Consider the following 18769-nt stretch of genomic DNA (forward strand, 5'->3'; position numbering starts at 1 on the left):
ACACCACATCCAGGCCCACGCGACACCCAGCCCCACGCCACACCCGGGCACATGCCACATCCCGCCGCACGCCACGAGGTGACGTGTCGCTGAGTGGTATGGGGGACTTGCTCCACGGGGGACGGGCACCGGACGCTGACCGGCGAACCGGTACCCGTCCACGCCGAGGAGCCCCCATGGGTCGCCGTCCCGCCCTCGCTCTGCTGGACATCCTGCGCGGCGAGGGCGTGGACCGCGTCTTCGGCAACCCCGGCACGACCGAACTGCCCTTCCTGGCCGCCCTCGCGGAGGCAGAGGACGCACCGGAGTACGTCCTCGGCATCCACGAGGGCGCCGTCGTCTCCATGGCCGACGGATACGCCCGCGCGACCGGGCGGCCCGCCTTCGTCAGCCTGCACATCGCCGCCGGGCTCGCGAACGGGCTCATCGGTCTGCTCAACGCCCGCCGCTCCCGCACCCCGTTGGTGGTGATGGCGGGCCAGCAGGACCGCCGCCATCTCCAGCAGGACCCGATGCTGTCGGGCGACCTCGTCGGGCTGGCCCGTCCCGCCGTCAAGGCGGCCATCGACGTCCAGCACGCCCGTGACCTGCCGCTCGCCGTGCGTCGCGCCTTCGCCCTCGCGATACGGCCGCCCGCCGGGCCGGTGTTCCTGTCCGTGCCGATGGACCTGCTCGCCGAGGACACCGAGGTCGAGGTCCCGCCCCGCACACCGACCCCCCGCGCGGGTCCCGCCGTCGGCCTCGACCGCGCCGCCGTGCTGCTGGGCGGGGCCACCCGCCCCGCCGTGGTGGCCGGCGACGGCGTGGGCCGCGACCACGCCGTCGCGGCGCTCGTACGCGTCGCCGAGGCCTGCGGTGCCCCCGTCCACCACCAGCCGATGGCCGACTGCCTCGACTTCCCGACCACGCACCCGCTGTACGCGGGCATGCTGCCCCCGCGCCACGAAGCCATCCGCGAGTCGCTCGCGCCGTACGACACCGTCCTGATCGCCGGCACACACGCGTTCACCCCGCACCACTACAGCGCCGGACCCGCGCTGCCGCCCGGTATCACCGTCGTCCAGCTCGACTCCGACCCGGACGAGATCGGCCGCAACTTCACCGCAGACCTAGGGCTGGTCGGCGCCCTCGCCCCCTCCCTCGACCGGCTGGCGGACCTGCTGCGCGACCAGGTGCCCGCGCATACGGCCAAGGCCAGGGTGCTGCGCGCCGGTGAGCGGCACACGGCGGAACGGGGCCGCGCGGAGGCCGCTGCCCGCGCCGCCTACTCGTCGGCGCCGCTCGCACCCTGGGCCGCCGCCCACGCCGTGGCGCACGGACTGCCGCCCGGCGCCGTGCTCGTCGAAGAGGCCATCACCGTCGGCCTGTTGCTGCGTCGGCTGGTACGCATGGACCGTCCCGGCAGCTACACCCACACCGTCGGCGGTGGGCTCGGCTGGGGGATCGGCGCCGCCGTCGGGCGGGCGCTCGCCGAGCCGGGGCGGCCCGTGATCGCCGTACTCGGGGACGGCTGCGCCCTGTTCGGCCTGCAAGGGCTGTGGAGCGCGGCACGGTCCGGGGTACCAGTGCTGTTCGTGGTGATGAGCAACGGCGCCTACCGCACCCTCCAGGACACCTACGAGGCGATGGGCGGCCGGGGTCCCTGTCCCGGGACGGAGCTCGGCGCACTCGACTTCACCCGGGCGGCGGGATTCTTCGGGATCGACGCCGTCCGGGCCGAGAGTGCCGACCATGTACGGGAGATCGTCGCGGGAGCGGGCGATCTGACGCGCCCGATGCTCATCGACGTACCGTTGAGATAACCGACCGGGAGCATCAACATCCCTTGCAGGTGCTGGAGTTGTCCGTCCGAAGCCGACCGGCCCACCACTTCGGAGTCGGCCGGCGACTCACGGTGACCCACGCCTTGTCATCCGGCGTCGCGGGCCCGATCATCGGTCCATGACGGACGCAGCGGTCCCGAAGTCGGTGCTCGCGCGGGGTGCGGCGCTGCTGCGCGCCTGCGGGGAGTCCGAGGACGCCCTGAGCCTCGCCGAACTGGCGCTGCGCACCGGGCTGCCCAAACCGAGCGCGCACCGGCTGATCGGCGAACTGGTCCGGCTGGGGCTCCTCGAGCGCACCTCCGCAGGTCGCTACCGAATCGGGCTCGCCCTCTTCGTCCTCGGCCAATCGGCGCCGTCCGCCCGGGAGTTGCGGGACGTCGCCCTGCCCTACCTCGGCGATCTGCACGAGGAGACCCACGAGAACGTGCACCTCGCCGTGCCCGACGGGCCCGACACCCTGTTCCTGGAGAAGATCACCGGCCGCCGAGCCACCCCGATCGTCTCGCGCACCGGCGGCCGGCTGCCCGCGCACTGCACGGCCACCGGCAAGATCTTCCTCGCCCATGACCCCCGGCCACCGCACCGGGCCCTGCCTCGGCTGACCCCGCGCACCCTCGTCCTGCCGGGCCAGCTCGCCCGCGACCTCGCCGCGACGCGGGCCCGTGGCTACGGCGTCAACCTGGAGGAGGCCGAGATCGGCGTGTCGGCCGTCGCGGCCCCCGTCTACGAACAGGGCCCCGACGGACCGCGTCCGATCGCCGCGCTCTCGGTCACCGGCAGCACCCGCCGCCTGGACGTGGACCGCGTCGGGGCGCGGGTCTGCGCCGCGGCACGAGCACTGACACGCGCACTGTCCGCGTGACCGCCGGAACGGTCAGTGGTTCCGTCCCGCCCGGCACAGAGCCGCGGGTCGCCGACGGGCGGACCGAACTCCGCCACGATGAAGCCCGTTGGCGGTCCGAACCGACCGGTGAGGTCGCTCCGGCCTCCGGCACCGACGACGCCGGGCGCGGTCGCGGACGGCGCCCGCACGGGTGCCCGTCGGACGCACTCCCTGTCACCTGGCCCAGCTCACCCCCGACTGCATCGCCACCGCCAGGGCGTGCTCCGTGAGTTGCTCGCCGTGCACCTCGCCGACGAGCCGCCCCCGCACGAACACCAGCACCCGGTCGCACAGCTCGGTCAGTTCCGCCGGATCTGTCGAAGCCGTCAGCACCGCCGCCCCCGAGGCGGCCAACTCGCCGACGATCCGGTGCATCTCGGCGCGCACGCCGACGTCCACACCCCGGGTCGGATCGTCCAGGACGACGATCCGTGGCTCGGTGGCGAGCCACTTGGCGAAGACGACCTTCTGCTGATTGCCACCGGACAGCCGGGCCACGATGTCCTCCGGGGTGCCACGCAGCCGTAGCCGGTCGGTCAGAACCTCCGTGCTCCGGATCAGCCGGGCGCGCGAGGGCAGCATCCCGCCGCGCCCCAGGGCCAGCCGGCTCACCGCGGTGGCGTTCTCCCAGACCGTGCGATCGGTCATCAGCCCGTAGCGTTTGCGGTCGCTCGGCACGAAGGCCACCCCCGCGCGCACCGCCGCCCGCAGGGATCGCGGCAGCCCCCGGCCGCCCACATCGACGCGCCCGGCCGAGATCGCCGTACGCCCGCAGACCACCTCCAGCGCGGTGAGATGGCCCGCTCCCTGGAGCCCGGCCACCCCCACCACCTCGCCCGCCCGGACCGTGAACGTGACGTCGGTGAGCCGCCCCGGCACGCTCACCTCGGACAGCACCACCGGCGGCGGGCCGTCGCCCACGACGCGCGAACGGCGTACGGGCCCCGGCGGAGCGCCACCGAGCATGGCCGTCACCAGCTCCGGCACATCGACGTCGGCGCGGTGAGCGCCGGCCAGCGCGACCCGTCCGTCCCGCAGCACCGTGACGCGCTGCGCGAAGCGCATCACCTCCTCCAGGAAGTGGGTGACGTACAGGACGGCGATGCCCCGTGCCGTCAGGGCGCGCAGCACGCGTTCCAGCCGGTCCACCGCGGCGGCGGGCAGCGCGGAGGTCGGTTCGTCGAGCACCAGCACCTGGGGGCGCCGCAGCAGCGCCCGGGCGATCTCCGTCAACTGCTGGTCGGCCAGCGTGAGTTCGGCGAGCGGCGTGCCGGGGTCGAGGTCGAGACCGAGCTCGGCGAGCACCGGCCGGGCCGCGCGGTCCATCGCGCCCCGGTCGAGCAGGCCGAACCGGCTCGGGGGGAGGTGGGGGTAGAGGTTCTCGCGGACGGAGAGATCGGGAAAGAGGCTCAACTCCTGTGACACGACGGCGATTCCACCCGACCGCGTTTCCCGCGCCGCTCGCACCGTGCCTTCGTCGGGCGTCACCGTGCCGGACAGGATGCCCACGAGCGTCGACTTGCCGGCGCCGTTCTCGCCGACCAGCGCGTGCACTTCGCCGCCGCGCAGGCTGATGCCCGCTCCGTCCAGGGCCCTGACCCCGCCGTAGGACTTGACCAGGTCGCACGCGACCAGCAGCTCGCCGTCACCCATGTCAGCGCGCGTCCTTCAGGGGCTTCAGCTGGGCCTTCTGGTCGCCGAGCAGCTTGTCGATCGTCGGCTTGTACCAGTCGTAGGCGGCCTTCGCGGATTTCTGGCGGGCGATGATCTGGTCGATGTCGGACCGGTCGACCACTGCGCCGGGGGACAGGAACCAGCCCTGGAGGAGCTTGCCCTGGTGATCGCGGACCGCCTCGATCAGCATCGACGTGGACAGATAGCCCTTGAGGAAGTGCTGGGGGTCGATGGTGACGAAGTTCGAGCCGTCCTTGACCGCGTCGAGGGTCTTCGGGTCGACGTCGAAGCCCGCGGTGAGCCAACTCCCGTGCTGGGCCTTCTTGATCTTCGCGAGGTTGTAGCTGTCGGCGTCACCGACACCGAGGAAGGCGAGTGCCTTGGGGTGCGCGTTGACCTGCGCCGACCAGGAACTGTAGTTCTGCCCCGGGTCGCTGTACGTCTGGAACGGGCCGAGGATCTCGACGTTCGGGGCCTGCTTCCTGAACGTGTCGGCGATGCCCTTCGCCCGGTTGTCCAGCACCGGCGTCCCGGGGTTGGGCACGCCGATCACGATCTGCCCCCGGGGATCCTTGCCCAGCCGCTTGAGCGCCTCCTTCGCCATCAACTCGCCCAGCCCGTAGTTGTCGTTGCCCACGTAGAAGCCGACCTTGCTGCCGTCGGTCGGTGAGGTGTCCAGGGCGACGATCGGGATGCCCTGGTCGACGGCGCGCGCGGCGGGCCGGGTGAAGATCGGCGGGTCGAGGTTCTCCAGGACGATGCCGTCCTTGGCGCGGGCGGTCAGGTTCTGGAAGAGCTGCACCTCGGCGGGCCCGTCGGTGTTGGGCGGCCCGACCGTCTTGAAGTTCACGTCGCCCTGGTGGCTCGCGGCGCTCTCCGCGCCGAGGACCATCTCATGGGCGAAGTTCAGGCTGATGTTGGCCACGGCGATGCCCATGTCGAGCCGGCCGTTCCTGCCGTCGGAGCCGCTGCCGCCGCCACACCCCGCGGCGGCGAGCAGGGCCAGCGCGGCGGGTACGGCGAGCAACATACGCGATCGGGGGTGCATCACGGCCTCCAAGCGGCTCCGGACGGGATCTGAGGTCCGAAGGGGGGAAGTCTTCGGACCGGGGTACTTCACCGGGGTACTTCAACGACGTCGGCGGCCGGTTCCGCGCAGCGCGCTGTCCGCCGCGACCGCGACGAGGATCACGCCACCGGTCGCGAACGACGTCCAGTTGATGGGTACTTCGAAGAAGACGAGTCCGGAGGCCACCACGGCCAGGATCATCGCCCCGGCCACCGCGCCGACCACCGAACCGCGCCCGCCGGCGAGCGGTGTGCCGCCGATGATGCACGCGGCGATGGCCTGCAACTCGTAGCCCTGGCCGAGCGTCGGGTCGCCGGCCCCGTAGAACGCGAGCGCGAGCGCCGCAGCGCAGGCCGTGGTCAGACCGGACAGGGCGAGCGCCTGCACCCGGGTGCGGACGACGGGGATGCCGCTGAACTCGGCCGCGTCGGGGTTGGATCCGATCGCCCGCACCCGCGCTCCGTAGCGCGTCCGCGTCAGCACCACCGTCAGCACGACGACCACGCCGAGCAGCACCCACAGCGCGAACGGAATCCCCGCCGCGTCACCGCCCGCCAGCGTGAAGAACGAGTCGTCGAGCGGCAGATCGGTGATCTGCTTGCCGTCGGCGAGCGCGAGACCGACACCGCGGTAAAGCATCAGCGTGCCGAGGGTCACGATGAACGAGGGCAGCGAGAGCAGTGTCGTGACCAGCGCGTTGAAGACGCCGAGCGCGATGCCGGTGGCCAGCATTACGGGGACCGCCAGCCACGGCGGCGTACCGTCGCGCACCAGCAGCGCCCCCACGACCAGGCACATGGCGTAGGTGCCGCCCACCGACAGATCGACCTCTCGCATGGCGAGCGCGAAGACCATCCCGCACGCCATCAGTGAGATGTAGACGGAGTTGTGGGCGGTGGTGAGCAGGTTGTCGCCGGTGAGGAAGTCCGGGTAGGGGATGCCGATTCCCGCGACCAGCAGCCCGAGCACGACGAGCACGCCCAGTTCGTCGCGGACCAGCCGGCGGGAGAGCGTGCCCAACCGCCGTCGCCCGCCGCCCAGTTCGCGGGCGCGCTCGGCGTCGTCCACGGCATGCTCGGTCTCGGTCATCGGGCACGGCTCCCGTACGTACGGCTGACGCTGGGCGGTCGCCCCGCAGCGTGGGCCCGGCGAACGCCCGCGGCAACAGGGCCGTTCCGGCGAGTGGAATGCGCCTCTGCCCAGCACGGTTCCGGTACGGAGGGGGCGCTCCGCCCCAGCACGGTTCCGGCGAGTGGAACGCGCTCTTGCCCGGCGACCGACGGCTCTTCACACTCGGCGCATGGAGACACGTACCGCGCTGGTGACCGGAGCGGCACAGGGCCTCGGGCAGGAATTCGCCGTGGCGCTCGCCGGGCACGGCTACCGGGTCGCGGGCCTGGACCTGGTCCCGCAGCCCGAGACGGCGAAACGCGTACTGGACTATGTGGAGTTGATCGCCGACGTCACCGACGAAGCGCAGATTGCGTCTGCGCTGGAACACGTCATCGAACGGTTCGGCACCCTGCACGTGCTCGTCAACAACGCCGGTGTGTACCCGGAGTCGGCGTTCGAGGACACCACGCCCGAGGAATGGCGGCGGGTCATGCGCGTCAACCTGGGGGCGCCGTTCCTGATGGCCCGCGCCGTCCTGCCGCACCTGAAGGCGGCCGGCTGGGGCCGGATCGTGAACATCACGTCCGCAGCCGTCCTCACGGCACCGCCCACGATGGTCGCGTACGTCTCCTCGAAGGCCGGACTGATCGGCTTCACAAGGACGTTGGCGTCCGCCCTCGGACCGTACGACATCACCGTCAACGCGATAGCGCCGAGCATGGTGCGCACCGCCACCGCCGAACGGACCGTCGGCGCGGACGGCGGCTTCGAGCACGTCCGCGCCCAACAGGCCGTCCCGCGCACCCAGCGGCCGTGCGACCTCGTCTCCACTCTCCTGTACGTGGTCGACGAGGGCAGTGGCTTCCTGACCGGCCAGACCCTCAACGTGGCGGGCGGGTCAGCCTACTTGTGAGCGATCGCGCCGCCGGGGCGGGCCGACCCGGAATCAGGAATCGGATTCCTTGAGCCACTCCCGCAGCTCGTCCTTCAACGAGCGCTGGAACGCGGTGAGAAGCGCCTGCACCACCAGCGGCTGCATGTGCGCCGACAGCGACTTCACCGCGGCCACCGACTCCCGTTCGCCCACTGCGTCGCGCAACAGGACGGACAGTTCGTGGGCCGCCGCGCGCGAGTGCTCCAGCAGGACGGTCCGCGCGGCGAGGATCGCCTCGTCCGCGATCGGTACGTCCAGGAGCTCCACGCCGAGCTTCAGCAGCCCGGGGTCCAGCCGGACGGAGTCCCCCGTCCGCTCGATGACGCCCATCGCGGCAAGCCGCTCCAGGTCCGCGTCGCCGAGCGCCCGCCCGGCCCGCCGCTCCAGCTCCGCCCGGGTCACGTCCTCCATCGCGTCGGGCGCCCAGGAGGCCACCACGGCACGGTGGATGGCGAGGTCGTGCGCGCTCAGACCGGGCGGCAGCCGCGTCAGATGGCGCTCGATCGCGGCCAGCGTCATGCCCTGGTGCTGCAGCTCCTCGATCAGCGCGAGCCGGGCCAGGTGCTCCTGGCTGTAGTGGCCCACGCGCCGGGGGCCGATCACGGGCGGCGGCAGCAGGCCCCTGGCGCTGTAGAAGCGGACCGTACGGACCGTGACGCCCGCCCGCGCGGCCAGCTCGTCGACCGTGAGCGTCGGTTCCTCGGTGTCCGTCGTCATGGCAGGTCCTCGCCTCTCGCGTCGTGCGGCGCGCGTCCTTGGTGACCGGCGACGGCGCGGTGCAACAGTATTGCTGTCCCACCAGTGTTGTGAAAGCGCCTGTCCACGAGCGACGCGGGTCGCGGCCCTTGACCTCCAAGAAGGAAGCATCGGTGCCGGAAGGGTGTGGTCACCGTTGAGCAGGTTCACCGAATCCGGCCCGATGCCTTCGCCCGCCGCGCCGTCGGCGGTGCGGTCCACGACCACGCTGATGGGGCGGAGAAGCAGCCGCGCTGTTGGGGCCGGTGAAGTCCGCCCGCACCTGCACCGTGCCGTCCGGGTCGACGACGAATGTCGCTCTCCACGTCGGGCTCGGGCTCTTGCCACTGGTCAGAGCCACCGGCCGGCCGGTCAGGGCCTCGCCGCCCGACGGCACGTCCGAGGCCGTGATAGGCGTCAGCCGTCCGCGTCGCCGCGTCGCCGCGTCTCCAGGAGAAGGTGACCTTGTCGTACTTGGAGGCGTCGGCCTCCGCCTTCAGCGGGACGCGGGCGGCGGGGCGGTGCCGTCGTCGAGGGCGGTGACGCCACTGGGACCGAGGTGGAAGGTGCAGGAGACAGGATCGGACTTGTTCTCCGCCTTGTCGGTGGCCCGTACCTCCAGTGTGTTGGTGCCGGGGTGACGGTGAACTTGCCCGTCTGGTCGGCGCCCTTGACCCACCAGGCGGAGGGACAGTCGGTGGAGGTCACCGAGGCAGGCGCGGAGGTGTCGACGGTGAAGTTGGCCCACGCCGACCAGTCGGCGAGCAGGCCCCGGCGAAGAGGTGTGCCGACCATCGTCAGTACGCCGTTACATATCCCTCTGTCCACTGGTCTTCGTTGATCACGGCCTCTTCGATATAGAAGCAGTTGGGTTCGTCGGCGAACCCGGGAAGGGTACGGGCGCGCTCGATGCGTTCTTGTGCCAGCTCGCGGCTCGAATAGACGCCGAGGTGTTTGACGTTGTCTCCGTCTTCTTCATCGGCCCAGAAGTCATCGGGATCCGCGAAGTGCCGAATCATTCCGTCTTCCTCGGCCTTGTGATGTACGTGCGACAGCAGGTAGACCTTGCCGGACTCGTCCATATCGTTTCGCAGCCTTTCTTGTATTTCGACTGGGCAAAAGATGGGTGCCTGTGGATGATGCACGGGCAGTCGGCGCAAACCCGGGCCACCGGACGGCCGGCCACGCGGGCCGACCGTCCGGTGCGACTGATCGTCGCACAGGCTATTTCAGTTCCTGGACAGGTACTTCCGCACCTGGTTGTAGATCGACTTGGGCCCCTTCTTGTACGGAGGTCGGTATTTTCCGTGCCTCATCACTCGGTCCACGGCCTTGTCAAGCGATTCCCCCGTATGCCTCCGCTGGCCCTTCGCGAAGTCGGGTACATCGTTGCCCTTCTCCTTGCCGGACTTCTTGGAGTCCCTCCACAGGACCCGGACCTTGTGGATGGCCCAGTTCTTTCCGTACCACCAGATGAGAGCGATGATCGCGACGACCGCGGCGACGCCGATGATGGTGAGTGCCGTGCCGGCGCTCACTCCGAGGCCGGCGGCTCCGACGAGGGCGATCGCGGCCATTCTTCCGTCGAGGTCGACCATGTTGACCGGGTCGCCGCAGACGTAGTCGTAGCTGTTGCAACTGCCGCCTGCGACCGGGTCGACCTGGAGGAACCGGCCGGAGTTCGCGTCGTACAGGCGGACGCCCATCAGGGTGAGGCCGGTGACGGTCTCGGACGAACGCTGCTTGCCGCCCAGCCAGTCGTAGCGGGCCGCCGGCTGATCCGCCCGCGGGTTGCCGTACTCGTCGGCGTCGAAGACGGTCGGCGCCACACTGGTGTCGACCGGCAGCGCGAGAATCACGTCGCTGTGCAGGTTCGACAGCAGAAGGACCGTGTCACCCGTCTTGCCGGTGGTGGCGGCGAGGGCGCCGTCGGGTCCGTCGACGTTGCGGCTGAGGGCCCCGCCGGCGGTGTCCTCCACGATCCAGCGCGGGTCGTCCCCGTCGGAGTCGTAGTGGTTGAGCTTGGATCCGGTCTGGGTCCAGGTGCCGGAGGCGTTGGACTCCGTGGTCCAGGAGCGGAACCGCAGACCGGAGTCCAGGGTCCAGGTCTGACGTTGAGTGCCGGCGGTCTGCTGCTGGACGAGGTCGTTGGCGAAGTAGGCCAGCGTGGTACCCGGCAACGTGGTGGTGCGGCCGAAGGCGTCGTAGGTGTAGCCGGTGTTCATCAGCCGGTCGGCGCTGTCGTAGGTGTTGGAGGTGCTTGTACCCCCGGTGGTGGTGCAGTCGGTGCCCGGGGTCGCGACGGAGGTCGCGAGCGCCTTGCGGTTGCTGTTCTTGTCGAAGGTGTAGGAACGAGTGGTGCAGACCGCGTCGGCGCCGGTGTCCTGCACCTGGGTGAGGCGGCCGACCTTGTCGTAGGTGTAAGCCTGGGAAGACGTCACGCCGGGGGTGCCGGTGTGGGTGGCCAGTTGGCCCTGCACCGTCGCGGCGACGCTGTCGGACACGAGCACGGTGCCGTCGCTGTCGCGGGTGTAGGTACGTGCGACGGGACGTCCGGCCGGATCCAGGTCCTGCTGCATGGTGTAGCCACCGGGCAGGCCCTGGCTCGCCACCGCGCCGTCGGCGTCGTAGCGGGCGGAGAAGGTGCCGGCGACGGAGTCGGTCACCGAAGTGGCCAGCCCCCGCGGGTCGATGGCGGCGTCGTAGGTGTAAGTGGTGCTCGACGGCACGTTGTCGGTGACGACGGTGGGCCTGTCGAGCGTGTCGTACTGGGTGCTGGTGGTACCGCCGTCGGCGTCCGTGTAGGACATCTGACGGCCGAGCCGGTCGAACGTCTGGGTGATGGTGCCGCCGGCCGTGGAGGTCTGCTTGACCTCATCACCGGTGGTGGGGTCGTACGACTTGGTCGTCGCCGGGACGGCTGCCCCGACCCCGCCGGAGACGGTCACCGTGGTGGGCCTGCCGGCGGTGTCGTAACCGTTCGTGGTGGTGCGGGTGACGCTGTTGGCGGTCTCGGTGACCTTGGTGGTCTGCCCGAGCGTGTCGTACTCGAGAGTTTTGACAGGCAACTGCGTCGGGTTCGAGCCGCCGTCCGTGATAGCCGCGGCGGGGCCGGTCTGGCAGACCGCGTCGGCCCATTCCGGCCTACCGCCGCAGGTGCCGGTTCCGTCGCCGGTGTAATAGCTGGTCTGGGTGGTTCCGGCGTCGGTGCCGGTGGAGGCGGGCAGCTGGGTCTTGGTGACGCGGCCCTGGCTGTCGAAGGTGGTGGTCGTGGTCAGCGCCAGCCCGCCCGGGTCGGCGGTGCTGGTGGTGGCCACGCCCTTGCCCCAGTCGTAGCCGATGGCCGTGACCTTGGCGTCGGCGGTCAGCGTGGGCCAAGCCCGAAGCTGGGCGCCCACGGTCTGCTTGGTGACCTGGTCCTGTACCGCTGCGGTGCCGTCGGTGGGGCGACCGCTGTCGTGCTCCTTGAGGGTCTGGGTACGAGCGATGACGGTGCTGCCGGCCTGTGCGACGGTGGTGGCGCCGCTGAGCAGCTTGGATGCGAGGACGACCTGGTGCAGGGGCCCGTCTTCTTCGAGCACGCGGGTGCCGGCGCCGTTGTAGACGGTGCTGGCCGACAGCAGCTGGGCGCGTTCGGCGGAGGCCAGGTTGACGATGCCGAGCATGGTCAGCCGGGTCCGCTGGTCGGCGGTGACGCCGAGGGCCAGTTCGCGGTTGCCCGCGCTCAGGGCGCGGACGGTGTTGCCGAACTGGTCGTACTCGGTGGCGGTGATGTGGTGGCCCGGGGTGGCCTCGTCGACCTCATGGCCGGAGGCGTCCAGGTAGTGGATGTCCGCCCGGGTGTAGGCGGTCGCGGTCAGGGTGCTGCCGTCGTTGTCCGCGGGCACCTGGTCGGTGGGGAACACCGCGGTGGCGTCACTGGGCTTGTCGGTCTGACCCCAGGAGTCCGTCGCGGAGGAGCCGAGGTTTTCCGGCGCCGTCGTGCCGGTCAGCGGGACGCCGTAGACGACGCTGGTGGTGGCGGTGCCGTTGGTCTGGCCGGCACTGCCCGGGGCGAGCGTGGGCCGGCTGGCCTTGAGCAGCATGCCGGCGCCGGCGGCCGGGTTGGATCCGGCCTGCCCGTAGGTGAAGGTCCACGGCAGTTGTCCGGCCGGGGTGAGCGTGGTGACGCGGCCGGCGCTGTCGTAGGTGTAGGCGGTCTTCAGCGGGGGGCTGACGCGCGGGTCCCACTGCTCACGCAGTCGGCCGCTGTCGTCATAGGCGTAGGACGCGACGGTCTGCGCGGTGGCCGCAGCGGCCCCGGGCGCGGTCGACCACAGCTTGATCGCCGACACCTGGTCCTTCACGTCTCCCAGCGCGGAGCCGGTCGCGGTGGTGGAGGTGGCGTAGACGAACTCCAGGACCCGGCAGCCCTTGGTCGACGGCGCGGACGCGCACGCCGATGAGGTGACCGCCGAGGTGGGGGCGATGAGCAACTTCGGGCGGGAGGTCTTGTTCTCGCCCAGGGTGACGGCCTCACTGACCGTGGTGGTCGTGGTGCTGGCCAGACCGTCCAGGTAGGAGGTGGAGGCATTCCACAAGGTGGTGCTGCCGGTCACCGCGGTGAAGGTGGTGGTCTCGCCGTCGCTGTTCTTCAGGGTGAAGTTGCCGCTGAAGTCGCCGGTGAGATTGTAGTCCTCGGCGCCGACCTCCGGGATCCAGCCGGTCTTCGCCGCGTTCTGGGTGAAGTTCAGGTGCGTGTCATCACCCGACGCACCAATGCTCACCGAAGTCGCCGACGTCTTCATCAGCACCGTCCACGGGGTGGACGTCTGGTCGCCGGCGGCGCCGTAAAGCCATTCCTTTCCGAAGATCGGCGCCTGTTGACCGGTGCCGGCCGCCGCCTGCGGGGAGCGGGAGGATGCGGTGCGGTCGACGGACAGACCGAAGAAGGAGGCGTCGTTGTCGGAGAGCGTGTAGTCGCCGGTCAGCAGGCTCAGCGAACCGGGACCCACGGCGTCGGAAGCGGCACCGTCGGCTGTGCGGTCGATGGTTGCGTTGACCGGATCCGCAGAAGCCGAAGCGCTGGAGGGGCCGGTGAAGTCGGCCCGTATCTGCACCGCTCCGTCCGGATTGACGGTGGAGGTGGCGTTCCAGGTCAGCTTCGGGCTCTTGCCGCTGGTCAGAGCCACCGGCCAGGCCGTCAGCGGCTGGCCTGCCACTGTCACGTCACCGGTGGGAATGATGGTCCAGGTGTCGGCCTCGCCGCGGCGCCAGGAGAAGGTCACCTTGTCGAACTTCGAGCCGTCCGCCTCGGCGGTCAGCGGCAGCCGGGCGGCGGTGCGGGTGCCTTCATCGGGATTGGTCACACCGCCGGGGCCGACGTGGAAGGTGTAGGTCGTGGCCTCGGACTTGTTGTCGGCCTTGTCGGTCGCCCGCACCTGCAGGGTGTTGGTGCCGGCCTTGGCGGGCTTGACGGTGATGCTGACCGGGGTGGTGCCGGAGGTGGGCACCTTCGTCCAGGTCGTCCCGTCCAGTGACCACTCGATGCCGTTCTGGTCCCCCGACGGGGGCGTCACCTTGAACACGCCTGCCTGGCCGGCACCCTTGACCCATGAGGCGGAGGGATAGTCGGTGGAGGTCACCGCGGTCGGGGCGGACGGGGCGGAGGTGTCGACGGTGAACGTCGCGTACGCCGACCAGTCGTTGTTGTAGTGCAGCCCGTCGTAGGGGTTGGTGCGGAACTTGTAGGTCTTGCCGTTGGTGAGCAGACCCGAGGGAACCGTCACCGACGCGGGCTGCCCGGAGGGCACGTAAGGAGAGACCAGATAGTTGCCGACCTGCGCATTGGTGGTGGCGTCATCGACCTCGAAGGTGCCGTCGACCTTGTCGTTGTTGGCGTCGATGAAGGTGTCGCTCAGCGTCGGCGTCGTGGTGTTGACATACCAGGCACCTGAGGCGTCCTGGAAGAACGGTGGGCCGGCCTGCTGGTCGGTGCCGGTCTTGGGCCGGTAGTTGTACGTCACCGTCAGCTTCGGCGGATTCGACGCGGCATTCGCCGAGTTGAACCGCTTCCACTGCGCGGTTGCCGTCTCGCTCGGCGCACGCAGGCCCATGCCGGAGGTGACGTTCTTCGCCGATGCCCACGTCTGCACCAGATTGGTGACATCCGCGTTCACCCAGCCGTCCGGCGCCGAGGTGCAGCCGGGATTGCCCTTGGTCTCCGTCGACGTCGCCGAGGCGGTGGCCGGCCAGGTCGGCTGGGAGGTCCAGCGCGAGGCGGTGGACGCCGTGGCCGTGCTGTACACGCCCCACGGGTAGGCCGCACAGTCGGTGTTGCCCGAGTGGAAGTTCCACAGGCTCAGCTTCGCGCTGGAGACCAGCGAGTCCGAGATCGGCTTGGTGTTCCAGTTGATGAAGGAACGGGCCGTGCGCGGTGTGCCGTCGCCGTTGGTCGTTCCCGGGTTGCCCATGTCGAGTTCGACGTCGGTGGACCAGTCGACCGTCTCGCCCTGCTGGACGTAGGTGTCGAACACGTTGGACAGCGCCGAGGTCGAGGGGTCGACCGTGACGGGGTACTGCGTCTTCGGGTCGGCGAGGAACTTGGCGTCAGGGGTGAAGACCAGGTTGATGGTCCCCTTGGCGCGGACGACCTTCACCTTCACCGGTGCCCGGTGCGTGTGCTCGCCGGAGACCTTGTCCACCTGCGCGTCCCACATCACCGGGGCGGGCATGGTCGCCTGCTTCTTGCCCTTCTTGTCCGTGAACAGCAGGCTGCCATCCTTGAGCTGACGCACCTTCAGGCCCTTGGCCTTCAGCGGCAGCGTGTAGGAATAGCCCCCGCCCGGACGGGAGTTGAGCACGACGTACTGCTCGAAGCCCGTGCGTGTCGCCTCGACCACCACGTCCGCACCGGACGCGGCACCCGCATAGGTCGCGCGGTTGCCCTTCAGCTTCGGCTTGGGCAGATCGCCCTTCCACTGCAGGGCGATCTGCCGGTCGCCCTCGCCCAGCGTCACCAGATCATGCGTCGACGATTCCGGCGAAACAGACCGCTTCACGGCCGACGCGGCTTGGCCGCCGCCCAGACTCAGGCCCCGCGGATGGGCCTTGGGCTCCACCCGCCCGCCGACCGCCCGCAGATCCAGGTCGACCGAGCGCCACTTGCCCGCATCCTTGAACCGCACCGGGCCTGCCGATAACTCCGTCGTCAGCGAGCCATTGGCATTCACCCACGTCGTGGACGTCTCCGTCCGCTCCGACAAGGCCTCGACCTTCTTGCCGGACAAGCGGGCCAGCACCCGCGCCGATGCCAGGTCCGCCGCCGACGCGGGGTAGTGCTTCGCCGGCTTGCTCGCAACATCAGACCGTGCAGCATCACCCACACCCCAGGCATTCTCCGTACCCGCAAGCACGGTCACCGCCATCGCGAGCGCGAGCGAACCGGCTATGCCCCGGCTCCATGCAAACCCAGACAAGCCAGGTCTGTGCCTTGCCCATACTGTCTTGCCCATTCAAACTCCCATGTTCACAGAAGCCCCATAGATCACAAGGCAGTCGCAAAGCTAGCCGAGCTTAAAAGGTGACAAAAATGCCCACAGAGGCACCAAGATCACTTGCGTTCAAATTTAATGAGTAAAGTATTCGTAAAAAGAAAGACGGAAGGGTGGTAAAGTGCCCCTGGTGGATTCGATCCAGCCATCCGTAAACGCAATCCGGCCACCGCCGCACCTAAAAAACAGCATCGAGAGTGATGTGCGGCGAATTGCTGCATATCGGGGTGGCGCTTCATGCCGTGTTGGGCTGATCTGATCCAGTAATCTGAACGGAATGTGTCCGTACAGCTGACTCCTCAAGGCTTGCGGTTCTGTCGGTGAGGGTTCCGGCGTCATGGCTCGATGTGTTCTTCCGGTCACAACTTCCCTGGGATCTGCTGGCGTGCTCGCGAATTTGTACACGATGGCTTGCTGGTACTCCGCAACAGGTGCGCACCTCTCCATTTTCCCGGATGGTGGATCGCCCGAACGGAAGCCGACAGGTGTTGAGATCGCCTTGGGTGGTGCACTGGAGCTCTTGTGTCGATGAAAGCCAGTCGTGTGACCGTAATCACTTCCACCGCCATGGCCGGTGTCCATTTCGGCATGTAATGAATACACGGATTTTCCGCTACTCTGACGGCCGATAATTGCGGCACATGCCGGTTGAGGAAACCTCCCGGCTTGCGATGCCGTCAGACGTGGAGGGGCGTCCGAGCAATATGAACAAGCGAAGAGTGTGGGCTACTGCCGCCGCCGTGACAGCGGGGCTGACCGGCCTGGCTGTCTTACAGGGCTTCGCAGGGGGATCCAAGGGGAACGACACCGGCCAGGACAAGCCGGTCACCGGGCCGGTTCAGGCCCACGTGCGATCCGCTGCCCTGCAGGTCGACGGCGACCATGCCGTGATACCCCAGCGCGACACCGACCCGTTCAGCCTGGTGGGCCTGTCCTGGACGAAGCCGGCCGCCGAACTGCCCGGCAGGGTCGAAGTACGTACCCGCAGTACCAGCAGTGGCGACTGGGGATCCTGGACTTCTCTGTACGTCGGAGGCCACGGCGCCGCGGCGGAGGAGAGCCGGCGCGGTGCCACCGAACCGGCCTGGGTGGGTTCGTCGGACGGCGTGCAGGTGCGTGTCGACGGTCGGGGCTCGGCTCTTCCTGCCGGACTCCGGCTGGAGATGGTTGATCCGGGCAAAGGTACTGCTGCCGTCCGCCCCGCTCCAGTGGCGTACGCCGTCGACGCGGAGCCCAGTGACGAGGCCACCCCGACTGCGTCCGACGCGGTGACCACAACACCGGACGAAGGCGAATCCGCGTCCACGCCACCGGTGGACGACTCCGCGTCGCCTTCGCCCAGCGAGAGCATTTCGAGCAGCGCCCCGGTAGTGACGGACACCCCCAGCGCCTCGGTCAGCGCTTCGCCCACCGCGACCGTGCCGCCCGCGCCGACGTCGACGGCACCGCGGCCCACCATCGTGACCCGGGCCCAGTGGGGAGCCGACGAGTCGCTGAACGATGAAGCGCCCGGCTACGGCACGGAGATCAAGGTGGTCTTCGTCCACCACACCGTGGACGCCAATACCTACACCTGCACCGAGTCGGCTGCTCTGGTTCGCGCCATCCGCGCATACCACATCAAGACCAACGGGTGGAAGGACATCGGCTACAACTTCCTGGTGGACAAGTGCGGCACCATTTTCGAGGGGCGCAAGGGCGGTGTGGACCAGCCGGTGATCGGGGCCCACAACCCGGGCTTCAACACCAACTCCACCGGCATCGCCGTCCTCGGTGAGTACTCCTCGATCGACGCCTCCGCCGCCGCCAAGGCCTCGGTCGCGCAGATCGCCGCATGGAAGCTCGGCCAGTACGGCCACGACCCGGCCGGCAAGGTCGACCTGACGGCCAGTATGACCAACGGCAAGTTCACGCTAGGCCAGACGGCATCGTTCTACCGCATCTCGGGCCACCGCGACGGCTACTTCACCGAGTGCCCCGGCAACAAGCTGTACGCCTCCATCCCCGGGATCCGTGCCCTGGCCGGCGGCCCTGTCACCGGGCTCGCCCTCAAGCCCCTCACCGGGGTAGGCCTCTCCGGCACCACCGCCTACACCAAGAGCTCCCTCACGGTGAACTGGACGACAACGACGCCGTCGGCCTTCATCCGGCGCTTCGACGTGCTCCTGGACGGGAAGGTCGCCGCGACCGGCGGGCCGACAGCCACATCGGCCCCGTTGACTCTCACCCCGGGCAGTCACACCCTCGCGGTGCGCGTCACGCACATCTCGGGGAAGACCACGGTGACGCCCAGCACCGCCGTGGTCGCCGAGACCACCGCGCCTTCCTTCACCACCAAGCCGTCCCTCTCGCTGAGTACCGGAACGGTCAACACCACCGCCGTCCCCGTGACGCTGAACTGGAAGGCCGCCGACAACGGCGCCCTGAAGGAGGTCCGCGTCACCAAGCCGGCCGCGCACACCTACGGACCGACCGTCAGCAGCGCCGCGCTGACAGCCAACTCCGGCACGGCCGGCACCTGGTCGATGACCGCCTACGACTACGCGGGCAACACCGCCTCCGCCTCACTGACCGCCACCCCGATGATCCTCCAGGAGACGTCCGCCACCCGCACCGGAACCTGGACGACCAAGGCTTCCAGCAGCTATTTGGGCGGCGCGTCCTACAGCAGCACATCCAAGAACGCCTCACTCACCTGGAAGTTCACCGGCCGCTCGGCGGCATGGGTGGTCTCCCGCGCCGCAGGCTCCGGCCAGGCGGACATCTACGTCGACGGCGTCAAGGCCACCACCGTTGACATGAAGTCGGCCACCACCGCCTACCGTGCCGTGCAGTGGACGAAGTCCTGGTCCACGAGCGGCACCCACACGGTCAAGATCGTGGTCGTGGGCACCCCGGGGCGTCCGACCGTCACCACCGACGGACTGGTCTACCTCAAGTAGGACCCCGCCGTCCCCCGGCCGAGCGGCGCCTCGCGCGCCGCTCGGCAGCCCCGGGACAGCGACC

At 69.6% G+C, this 18769-nt stretch carries 10 protein-coding genes; 4 read left to right on the forward strand and 6 right to left on the reverse strand.

Features of this window, described 5'->3' with window-relative positions; translation table 11 throughout:
* The first annotated feature begins 176 nt into the window (after positions 1 to 176).
* Entirely contained in the window at positions 177 to 1802 is a 1626-nt protein-coding gene (locus tag ACFYR3_RS23415; protein WP_389284659.1) for a thiamine pyrophosphate-binding protein, read from the forward strand.
* 139 nt (positions 1803 to 1941) lie between these two features.
* Complete coding sequence (locus tag ACFYR3_RS23420; protein ID WP_355857111.1) at positions 1942 to 2685, forward strand: IclR family transcriptional regulator; 744 nt, start codon at positions 1942 to 1944, stop codon at positions 2683 to 2685.
* Between the two features lie 195 nt (positions 2686 to 2880).
* Here ACFYR3_RS23420 and ACFYR3_RS23425 read toward each other — a convergent pair whose 3' ends face one another.
* The 3 genes from ACFYR3_RS23425 to ACFYR3_RS23435 all read right to left on the reverse strand — a co-directional run bounded on the left by ACFYR3_RS23425 (position 2881) and on the right by ACFYR3_RS23435 (position 6538).
* A complete protein-coding gene (locus ACFYR3_RS23425; protein ID WP_355857114.1) occupies positions 2881 to 4359 on the reverse strand; it encodes a sugar ABC transporter ATP-binding protein in 1479 nt (492 codons plus the stop codon).
* Position 4360: 1 nt separating this feature from the next.
* Entirely contained in the window at positions 4361 to 5428 is a 1068-nt protein-coding gene (locus ACFYR3_RS23430; RefSeq protein WP_355857117.1) for a sugar ABC transporter substrate-binding protein, read from the reverse strand.
* 81 nt (positions 5429 to 5509) lie between these two features.
* Complete coding sequence (locus ACFYR3_RS23435) at positions 5510 to 6538, reverse strand: ABC transporter permease (RefSeq protein WP_356783296.1); 1029 nt, start codon at positions 6536 to 6538, stop codon at positions 5510 to 5512.
* Between the two features lie 211 nt (positions 6539 to 6749).
* Between ACFYR3_RS23435 and ACFYR3_RS23440 the strand changes: the two genes are divergently transcribed.
* Positions 6750 to 7475 carry an SDR family NAD(P)-dependent oxidoreductase gene (locus tag ACFYR3_RS23440; protein WP_389284660.1) on the forward strand — a complete coding sequence of 242 codons (726 nt, stop codon included), beginning with the start codon at positions 6750 to 6752 and terminating at the stop codon, positions 7473 to 7475.
* A gap of 33 nt (positions 7476 to 7508) precedes the next feature.
* Here ACFYR3_RS23440 and ACFYR3_RS23445 read toward each other — a convergent pair whose 3' ends face one another.
* The 3 genes from ACFYR3_RS23445 to ACFYR3_RS23455 form a co-directional block, all read right to left on the reverse strand.
* On the reverse strand, positions 7509 to 8213 hold the full coding sequence (locus tag ACFYR3_RS23445; RefSeq protein WP_355857127.1) for a MerR family transcriptional regulator: 705 nt from the start codon (positions 8211 to 8213) through the stop codon (positions 7509 to 7511).
* An 815-nt stretch (positions 8214 to 9028) separates the two neighbouring features.
* Positions 9029 to 9313 carry a hypothetical protein gene (locus ACFYR3_RS23450; protein ID WP_355857130.1) on the reverse strand — a complete coding sequence of 95 codons (285 nt, stop codon included), beginning with the start codon at positions 9311 to 9313 and terminating at the stop codon, positions 9029 to 9031.
* 147 nt (positions 9314 to 9460) lie between these two features.
* A complete protein-coding gene (locus tag ACFYR3_RS23455) occupies positions 9461 to 15637 on the reverse strand; it encodes a DNRLRE domain-containing protein (RefSeq protein WP_389284699.1) in 6177 nt (2058 codons plus the stop codon).
* Positions 15638 to 16467: 830 nt separating this feature from the next.
* Between ACFYR3_RS23455 and ACFYR3_RS23460 the strand changes: the two genes are divergently transcribed.
* Positions 16468 to 18705: an N-acetylmuramoyl-L-alanine amidase gene (locus tag ACFYR3_RS23460; RefSeq protein WP_389284661.1), complete on the forward strand. Its 2238-nt coding sequence runs from the start codon at positions 16468 to 16470 to the stop codon at positions 18703 to 18705.
* The last annotated feature ends 64 nt before the right edge of the window (positions 18706 to 18769 follow it).

Source organism: Streptomyces sp. NPDC005784, assembly GCF_042871525.1.
Taxonomy (GTDB): domain Bacteria; phylum Actinomycetota; class Actinomycetes; order Streptomycetales; family Streptomycetaceae; genus Streptomyces.

Coding starts and splice junctions, on each gene's coding strand:
- ACFYR3_RS23415 (WP_389284659.1), top strand. CDS start 177: ATGGGTCGCCGTCCCGCCCTCGCTCTGCTGGACATCCTGCGCGGCGAG.
- ACFYR3_RS23420 (WP_355857111.1), top strand. CDS start 1,942: ATGACGGACGCAGCGGTCCCGAAGTCGGTGCTCGCGCGGGGTGCGGCG.
- ACFYR3_RS23425 (WP_355857114.1), bottom strand. CDS start 4,359: ATGGGTGACGGCGAGCTGCTGGTCGCGTGCGACCTGGTCAAGTCCTAC.
- ACFYR3_RS23430 (WP_355857117.1), bottom strand. CDS start 5,428: ATGCACCCCCGATCGCGTATGTTGCTCGCCGTACCCGCCGCGCTGGCC.
- ACFYR3_RS23435 (WP_356783296.1), bottom strand. CDS start 6,538: ATGACCGAGACCGAGCATGCCGTGGACGACGCCGAGCGCGCCCGCGAA.
- ACFYR3_RS23440 (WP_389284660.1), top strand. CDS start 6,750: ATGGAGACACGTACCGCGCTGGTGACCGGAGCGGCACAGGGCCTCGGG.
- ACFYR3_RS23445 (WP_355857127.1), bottom strand. CDS start 8,213: ATGACGACGGACACCGAGGAACCGACGCTCACGGTCGACGAGCTGGCC.
- ACFYR3_RS23450 (WP_355857130.1), bottom strand. CDS start 9,313: ATGGACGAGTCCGGCAAGGTCTACCTGCTGTCGCACGTACATCACAAG.
- ACFYR3_RS23455 (WP_389284699.1), bottom strand. CDS start 15,637: ATGGCGGTGACCGTGCTTGCGGGTACGGAGAATGCCTGGGGTGTGGGT.
- ACFYR3_RS23460 (WP_389284661.1), top strand. CDS start 16,468: ATGAACAAGCGAAGAGTGTGGGCTACTGCCGCCGCCGTGACAGCGGGG.